The 5,651-nt window shown below is 64.8% G+C and carries 4 protein-coding genes; 2 read left to right on the forward strand and 2 right to left on the reverse strand.

Annotation, left to right across the window (positions count from 1 at the left end; genetic code table 11):
• Nucleotides 1–581: 581 nt before the first annotated feature.
• On the reverse strand, nucleotides 582–1,766 hold the full coding sequence (locus JOZ76_RS32815) for an MFS transporter (protein ID WP_291705535.1): 1,185 nt from the start codon (nucleotides 1,764–1,766) through the stop codon (nucleotides 582–584).
• A gap of 61 nt (nucleotides 1,767–1,827) precedes the next feature.
• Between JOZ76_RS32815 and JOZ76_RS32820 the strand changes: the two genes are divergently transcribed.
• Nucleotides 1,828–2,628, forward strand: a complete 801-nt coding sequence (locus tag JOZ76_RS32820; RefSeq protein ID WP_291705538.1) for an AraC family transcriptional regulator — start codon at nucleotides 1,828–1,830, stop codon at nucleotides 2,626–2,628.
• 119 nt (nucleotides 2,629–2,747) lie between these two features.
• Nucleotides 2,748–4,100 (forward strand): malonyl-CoA decarboxylase, encoded by a 1,353-nt coding sequence (locus tag JOZ76_RS32825; protein WP_291705536.1) that lies wholly within the window; start codon nucleotides 2,748–2,750, stop codon nucleotides 4,098–4,100.
• A gap of 170 nt (nucleotides 4,101–4,270) precedes the next feature.
• On the opposite strand, the gene JOZ76_RS32830 is transcribed toward JOZ76_RS32825, so the two are convergent.
• Nucleotides 4,271–5,651: aldehyde dehydrogenase family protein (locus JOZ76_RS32830; RefSeq protein WP_291705537.1), on the reverse strand; the 1,381-nt coding region annotated here is incomplete at its 5' end.

Genomic DNA, 5,651 nt, shown 5'->3' on the forward strand with positions numbered 1-5,651 from the left:
CAAGCCGGGAAACCACTCTCGTCCAGTCTTCGTTTACAAGTGATTCGTGACTCATCTCGTGTTGGAATCACGAGCGTTTCCAATACGCAAGACCAAACTTAACGCCTATGGGGAATGCCGGGTGCTGGCCGCAACCCATGGCCCGCCTGCAGCAAAAAAACGCAGGCGGCAGTTACCACAGGTTCAGCCGAATCATCCGGCATTCCCTGCGCGATGGTTTTACGGCTTACTTCGTACTCTCCCCGGGGACCGGGCTTGTTTGCCCCCGTCGCCCGAGAGCCTCGTCGGCTCGCGGACTTGACACCAGCGTCGGGGTGTCAGGACCATACGACTTCACCGTCCGCGATCACATCAGTCGTCCGCGCAAAGCTTGCGCGCCGACATGACCGCGTCCATCGCATCCCGCCTCACGTGTCGTGACGATAGCGCATACGCCCCTCTTGCCGAGGCGGGACGGCGCAGATCATGCTTCTGATTCGGAGAAAAGTCAAGCTGGTTTATGAAAATCAGCAGACGTAGGGTGGGTTAGGCGACCGCCGTCGCGCAGCAACCTCACCGGACAGGTCGAACCACGGCGGCCGCTAACCCACCCTACCAGCCGGCGCGGGCACTCGGATCTCGCGCGGCAGGATGAGCGCGGCAATGATGGACAGCACGCAGATCGCCGCGAACGCGTGCAGCATGGTGGTGAAACCGCCCTGCTGGTACAGCCAGGCGACCAGGCCGACGGAGGCGCCGGCCGCGGTGAAGCCGACGAAATAGCGCACCGCGTAGGCGCGCGAGCGCCATTCCTCGGTGGTGTATTTGCCGATCATGGCATCGTTGACCGTGACCTGGCCGAACGCGCCCATCACGATGCCGATCGAGACCAGGATCAAAGGCAGGTTGGAGAGGGTCGCTGCGAGATAAAGAAACGGCGCCAGCATGAAGGACAGCGGCAGCGCCACCGTCTTCAGCGAATGGCGGTCCAAGAGCTTGCCGATGGTGTATTGCGTCATCGCGCCGAACACGTATACGCAGGCCGCGATCACGCCGAGCAGCGCCGGGCTTTTGGTGAGATCGGCGAGCCGTTCGGCGAACAGTTTTGGCAGCGCCACGGTGACGGCGTTGAACGTCGTGGAGACCGCGATCACCACGATCAGCAACGCCAGAATCACCCGCCACATGTCCTCTTTCGCAACCCGCGCCTGCGCGGCCGCCTGTTTCGTCCCCTTGCGGTCTTCATGCACGACGGTTGCGGCGAAAGTCGCCCCGACCAGCATCGTGACCGCACCGGGAATGATGAAGGCAAAGCGCCAGCCAAGATATTGCCCGATCACGCCGGTGACCAGCGCGGAGGAGGCGACGCCGAGATTGCCGAACACGCCGTTCAGCCCCATTTCACGTCCGAGCTTGTCTGCATAGGACACGATCATCGCGGTGCCGACGGGATGATAGATCGAGGCGAACAGGCCGATCGCCAGCAGCGCGGCGCCGAGCTGCAGCGGCGTCTGCACCAGGCCGACCGCGATCATCGAGGCGCCGATGCCGAGGAAGAAGATCACCATCATGTGGCGCCGGCTCCAGCGGTCGCCGAGCCAGCCGGTCAGGAGCGAGCCGGCGCCGAAGGCAACAAAGCCCGGCGTCGCATAGGGCAACAGTTCCGAATAGGCCATGCCGAGCGCCGGTCCCATGATGATGACGGCGGCGGCGAAGATCAGCATCGCATAGTGGTCGATGAAATGGGCGGCATTGACGAAGCCGATCACCCGGCCCGGACTGTTCATGGACGATTTCCTCGTGCTTTCCACTTAGGTTATATGTCCGGAGCCTGACGGGATGTCGCCAATGATTGTCGTGGAGAAGCCAATCGCCGAGGTCAAGGGCCGCCATCGCGCGACCGGCGATGGCGTGCATCTGGTGGCGCAAAACTACCGCAAGGGCGTGCGGCTCGATCCGCACCTGCACCGCGAGGCGCAACTGGTCTATGCGGCGAAGGGCACGATGCAGGTCACCACCCCGCGCGGCCGCTGGCTGGTGCCGCCGGACCGCGCGGTGTGGGTGCCTGGTGGACTGCCCCACGCCATCGACGTGCTCGCCGACATCGAGATGCGGACGCTGTATTTCGAGCTGTCATGGCTCGCGCGCGCGCCGCGCAGCAAGAGTCTCGCCTCCGAGTTCGTGGTGCGGGTCTCGCCTCTGCTGCACCAGGCGATCCTGGCCCTGTTCGATGCGCGCGACACGGTGGAGCGTACCGAGCTGCTGGTCCAGCTGATCATCCTCGAACTGCACCGGGCGGAGGATTCGACCACCTTCATGCCGCTGCCCCAGGAGCCGCGCTGCCGGCGCGCCGCCGAGATCGTGCTGTCCGGACCGGCACAGGCCCACGAGATCGAGCATCTGGCGCGCGAGGTCGGCACGTCGGTGCGCACGCTGTCACGGCTGTTTGCCGCGGAGACCGAACTCAGCTTCAAGAGCTGGTGCCAGCGGGCGCGGATCGCGTCCGCGATCGAGCGCCTCTCCACCAACGGCAATGTCCAGGTCAAGCAGCTCGCCGCCGAGCTCGGCTATGCCAGCGTGCCGGCCTTCTCCCACGCCTTCCGGCGCATCACCGGCAAGACCCCGACGGAATTTTCGCGGCGGGCGTGAGGAAAGCTTCCACCTGCAACCCTTGATGACGGCTTTTTGGGCGCTTGATTGTGACCGGTTCTGCCATAAATCGGATATAGGATATCCCCGTTCCGTTCTGGGGATTCGATTCAAAAAACATGGCCAACGCCTTCTTTTCCGACCTGCTTGCGACCATTTCCGAACGCGGCCGCACGCTGCTCCGCCGCGGCGCACCGTCCGACGACAAGCCCGATGCTTCCGGCCTGATCGAGCTGTGCGAGGCGCTGCTGTCCGGCCGGGGCGAAGCCTCCGGAACCGCGATGGCACGCGAGGTGCTGGACCGCTATCACGACCTCGACACCGCCGAGCGGCGCATTTTCTTCGAGACGCTGGTCCGCGATTTCGGTCCGGACAAGGAGCGGGTCGCGAAGGCGATCGAGGCCTGGCGCGAGAACCCGGGCGACGGCAATGGCGGCGAATTGCATTTCGCCTCCGAGCCGCGGCGGCAGGAGCTGATCCGCCGCCTCAATCGCGCACCGGGCGGCACCGGCGATCTCGTCGCCATGCGCGCCGACCTCCTGTCATTGCTGAACGGCCACAAGGGCCTCGCCGCGCTCGACCGGGACGTCGTGCATCTGTTGTCCTCATGGTTCAACCGAGGGTTTCTCGTGCTGCGCAGGATCGACTGGTCGACACCCGCCAACATTCTGGAGCAGATCATCCGCTACGAGGCAGTGCACGAAATCCACGACTGGGATGATTTGCGCCGGCGCCTCGATCCGGTCGACCGCCGCTGCTACGCGTTCTTCCATCCGGCAATGGCGGACGCGCCGCTGATCTTCGTCGAGGTGGCATTGACGGAGCAGATCCCGTCGGCGATCGCCCCGCTGCTCGCGGTCGAGCGGGAGCTGGTGCCGATCGAGCGTGCGCGCACCGCGGTGTTCTATTCGATCTCCAACACCCAGCGCGGGCTCGGCGGCATTACCTTCGGCAACTTCCTGATCAAACAGGTGGTCGAGGAACTGCGCCGCGAGCTGCCAAAACTCGACACCTTCGTCACGCTGTCGCCGGTGCCTACCTTCCGGCAGTGGCTGAAGCAGGACAGCGACCTTCCGCTCTCGGAAGACGATCGCGAGGCCCTAAAGCAGCTCGACGAGGCGGACTGGCACGCCAACCCCGATGTCGAGGCGGAGCTGCGCGTCGTGCTCGAGCCGCTCGCGGCCTATTACTTCCTCAGGGCGCGCAATCCCAAGGGCCGGGTGATCGATCCCGTCGCGCGCTTCCATCTCGGCAACGGCGCGCGGCTGGAGCGGATCAACTGGCTCGGCGATCTCTCGCCGAAGGGCCTGCGCGAATCCGCCGGCATCATGGTCAACTATCTCTATCGCCTCGACGACATCGAGAGGAACCACGAAGCCTTTGCCAATGACGGCGAGGTCGTCGCCTCCAGCGCGGTGAAGAAGCTCTTGAAGAACGAAGGCCGCAGGCTGCTGGACATGCGGCTGTCGTAGACGATCATTTGCCAGCACACGTTGCCACCGACGTTTCTCCGTCGTCATGGCCGGGCTTGTCCCGGCCATCCACGTCTTTGAAACGTCGGAAAAGCAAGACGTGGATGCCCGGCACAGGGCCGGGCATGACGAGTCTGAGGGACGGCCTGTTAATCAGACTGAACCTGAACTCAGTCCGGATTGGTGTAGGCCGTCTTGACCGTGGTGTAGAACTCGCGGGCATAGGCGCCCTGCTCGCGCGCGCCGTAGCTCGAACCTTTGCGGCCGCCGAACGGCACGTGGTAGTCGACACCGGCGGTCGGCAGGTTGACCATCACCATGCCGGCCTCGCTGTTGCGCTTGAAGTGCGAGGCGTATTTCAGGCTTGACGTGCAGACGCCGGCGGCGAGCCCGAACTCGGTGTCGTTGGCGATCGCCAGCGCTTCCTCATAATCCCTGGCCTTGATGACGCCGGCTACGGGCCCAAAGATCTCCTCGCGCGCGATCCGCATCGCGTTGGTAACCCCGGTGAACAGCGCCGGCTGCATGTAGAAGCCGGGCGCTTCGCGGTTCAAGAGCTCGCCGCCCCAATGCAGCTTGGCGCCCTCGTCCTGGCCGATCTTCAAGTAACGCAGGTCCTGGTCGAGCTGGCTCTGATCGACCACGGGGCCGACATGCACGCCGCTCTTGAGCGCATCGTCGACGACGAGGCCCTTCATCCGTTCCGTGAGCGCCTCGACGAAGCGATCATGGATGCCGGCGGTGACGATGAGCCGCGAGGAGGCGGTGCAGCGCTGGCCGGTCGAGAAATAGGAGCCATTGACCGCGACCTCGACCGCGACCTTGAGGTCGGCGTCGTCGAGCACGACCAGAGGATTCTTGCCGCCCATCTCGAGCTGGAACTTCTTCATCGGCGTCGACAGCACGCAGGCCTGCGCGATCTTGCGGCCCGTGGAAACCGAGCCGGTGAACGAGATCGCCGAAACATCCGGATGTTCGAGCAGCGTCTGGCCGACCACCGAGCCGGAGCCGACCACCAGATTGAACACGCCGGCCGGCAGGCCCGCCCGCGCGATGATCTCGGAGAGCGCATGCCCCGAGCCGGGCACCAGCTCGGCCGGCTTGAACACGACCGTGTTGCCGTAGCAGAGCGCGGGCGCGATCTTCCAGGCCGGGATCGCGATCGGGAAATTCCACGGCGTGATCAAGCCGACGACGCCGAGGCCCTCGCGCGTGATCTCGACATCGATGCCGGGACGCACCGAAGATCCTTTTTCGCCGGTGAGGCGCAGCGCCTCGCCGGCAAAGAACGCAAAGATCTGGCCGGCGCGCGCCACCTCGCCGATGCCCTCCGGCAGCGTCTTGCCTTCCTCGCGCGCAAGCAGTTTTCCGAGCTCTTCCCGGCGCGCCAAGATCTCGGTCGCGACCTTGTTCAGCGCGTCATAGCGCTCCTGCGGGGTCGAGCGTGACCAGGCCGGAAAGGCAGCTTTGGCCGCCGCAATGGCCTTTTCGGTCTGCGCGCGGTCGCCCCTGGCATATTCGCCGACGACGTCATTGGTGTTGGACGGGTTG

This window comes from Bradyrhizobium sp. (genome assembly GCF_019244115.1).
Taxonomy (GTDB): domain Bacteria; phylum Pseudomonadota; class Alphaproteobacteria; order Rhizobiales; family Xanthobacteraceae; genus Bradyrhizobium.

Excerpts from the sequence above, each read along its gene's own strand:
- JOZ76_RS32825 (WP_291705536.1), top strand. The coding sequence starts at position 2,748 with ATGGCCAACGCCTTCTTTTCCGACCTGCTTGCGACCATTTCCGAACGC.
- JOZ76_RS32820 (WP_291705538.1), top strand. The coding sequence starts at position 1,828 with ATGATTGTCGTGGAGAAGCCAATCGCCGAGGTCAAGGGCCGCCATCGC.
- JOZ76_RS32815 (WP_291705535.1), bottom strand. The coding sequence starts at position 1,766 with ATGAACAGTCCGGGCCGGGTGATCGGCTTCGTCAATGCCGCCCATTTC.